This window comes from Pseudomonas sp. BS-2016 (assembly GCF_001806145.1).
In the GTDB taxonomy this organism is placed as follows: domain Bacteria; phylum Pseudomonadota; class Gammaproteobacteria; order Pseudomonadales; family Pseudomonadaceae; genus Aquipseudomonas; species Aquipseudomonas lundensis.
In genome coordinates, this window is sequence record NZ_MLCT01000118.1 from 1 (window position 1) to 1,877 (window position 1,877).

Sequence of the window (1,877 nt, forward strand, 5' to 3'; positions counted from 1 at the left end):
AATACGGTACCAAAGTTACGTATGACGTCGAAGCGGGTCTTTGGCGCGGGCTCCAGGCCAATGGTCAGGTGAACGACATCTTTTATTGGCGTAAAGGTCAAGGACGGTGGCTGGGTGGCACTCAAGCCGAAGCGATTGAGGCCAGTAAAAATGCGCCTGCTTCGATGACAACCAAAGTACTGAAACTACCGAGAATGCCGGTACTGCCGTCCGGCGCTACAGATGTGCCGAAAGTGATCCACTATTTTTGGGCCGGCAATGAAATGCCGGAAAATCTACTCAATAATATTATGGAAAATTCCCGGAAAAGCCCCGGGTATAAATCGATTGTTCACGTTGATGCCAATGACGCGGATACTTTTCAGAAAATACATTCAGCGTTGGATCATAAAGTGGGCGGGCTTGAAGTTCATGATTTAAAGGCCGATGAAAGTTTTCAGGCTCTGAATGCAGGTCAATACGGCGAGATGTATCAGTTTTTCCGTTCAGGGCGCGGGCAGAATTTAGCGGCCTCATCGGACGTCATGCGCGCGGTGCTAATGAAAAAGTACGGTGGCATCTATCTGGATACGGATGATGCACTGACCTTTAATGTGGGCGAGGTCACATTGAAAGCCACGCCCAATGACATCTTGATGAACGTGCCGGTTACTTACGAACCTGCGGACTTCAATGGGTTCAACACCAGTAATTTTGCCAGCCACCCAGACAACCCTGTATTTGACGAGATTCTGGAGACGGCGTATGAGCGATACAAGGCAAACGAAGAATGGTTGAACGCTAATCGTCCCTTTCTGAAGGAAAACTCGACAGCCGCAGAGCGGCAAATTTATAACGAGTATGTAAAGAAAATTTTCGAGATCACTGGGCCGAGAATGTTTGGTGATGTATTGGCGCAAAAAGAATATGGTTTTTTTTCAGAAGTTGAGGAACTGACGGAACTGTTGGAAGCGCGTATTTTACTTCCGCAAGCGTATGCGGAAAAACTTACACAAGTGCGTGATTATTATATGGCGATGAACCATAAGTTCGGAGTTGCTATCGGCTCGGAACACTCTATGCATCATTCTCGCTGAGGTTGGCTCGGTCATTGCGCCGCGGTGGCAGGGGCGCAATGGCCGGTTTTAATGAAGGGCTTGGTAAAGCAAGTTCTGAAAAGGGCGTAAATTCCTTTTGGTTATTAATAAATTCTTTTTTATTCCTTATTGGTGCGTGAGCCTCACCCTATACTGACCAGCAACGTTAAACGCTGCAGGAGGGCACACCCATGCACAGCGAGTCGATTCGTTATCTGATCGTGCCGGGCTGGCAAGGATCGCCAGAAGATCATTGGCAAACCCATTGGCAAAACAGCTTGCCCAACAGCGCACGGGTGGAACAGGCCGATTGGCTGACGCCGCGTCGCGAGGATTGGGTCGCCGCACTGGCCGAGGCCATCGCTGCCGACAGCACGCCGGTCATCCTGATCGCTCATAGCCTGGGTTGCATCACCGTGGCCCACTGGGCCGCCACTGCCCCCGTGCGCTTCTTGCGGCAGGTACGCGGCGCATTGCTGGTGGCACCGGCGGATGTCGAGCGTCCTGCGTGTGCCCCTGCACTGCGCAATTTCGCCCCTATTCCAACTGACCTGCTGCCATTTCCCAGCCAGGTGGTCAGCTCCGACAACGACAGTGCCGTAAGCGCCCCCAGGGCTCTGGAACTGGCGCGTCAGTGGGGCGCCGAAGCCGGCATCTTGTCGGGCGCCGGGCATATCAATGTGAAGTCCGGCCACCGGCGCTGGGAGCAAGGGTTTGCTTACCTCTATCGCCTGCAACATCGCCTCGAGCACCACGCTCGGCGCAGCGCCTAATATTTTCAACGCCCCGTCCCTGTGTGGA

General features: G+C 53.0%; 2 protein-coding genes. Both read left to right on the forward strand.

Features of this window, described 5'->3' with window-relative positions:
- The coding region (locus tag BKD70_RS22850; protein ID WP_305879750.1) for a glycosyltransferase family 32 protein at positions 1-1,076 on the forward strand (1,076 nt) is incomplete at its 5' end.
- Positions 1,077-1,267: 191 nt separating this feature from the next.
- Positions 1,268-1,849: an alpha/beta hydrolase gene (locus BKD70_RS22855; protein WP_070415457.1), complete on the forward strand. Its 582-nt coding sequence runs from the start codon at positions 1,268-1,270 to the stop codon at positions 1,847-1,849.
- Positions 1,850-1,877: the final 28 nt, after the last annotated feature.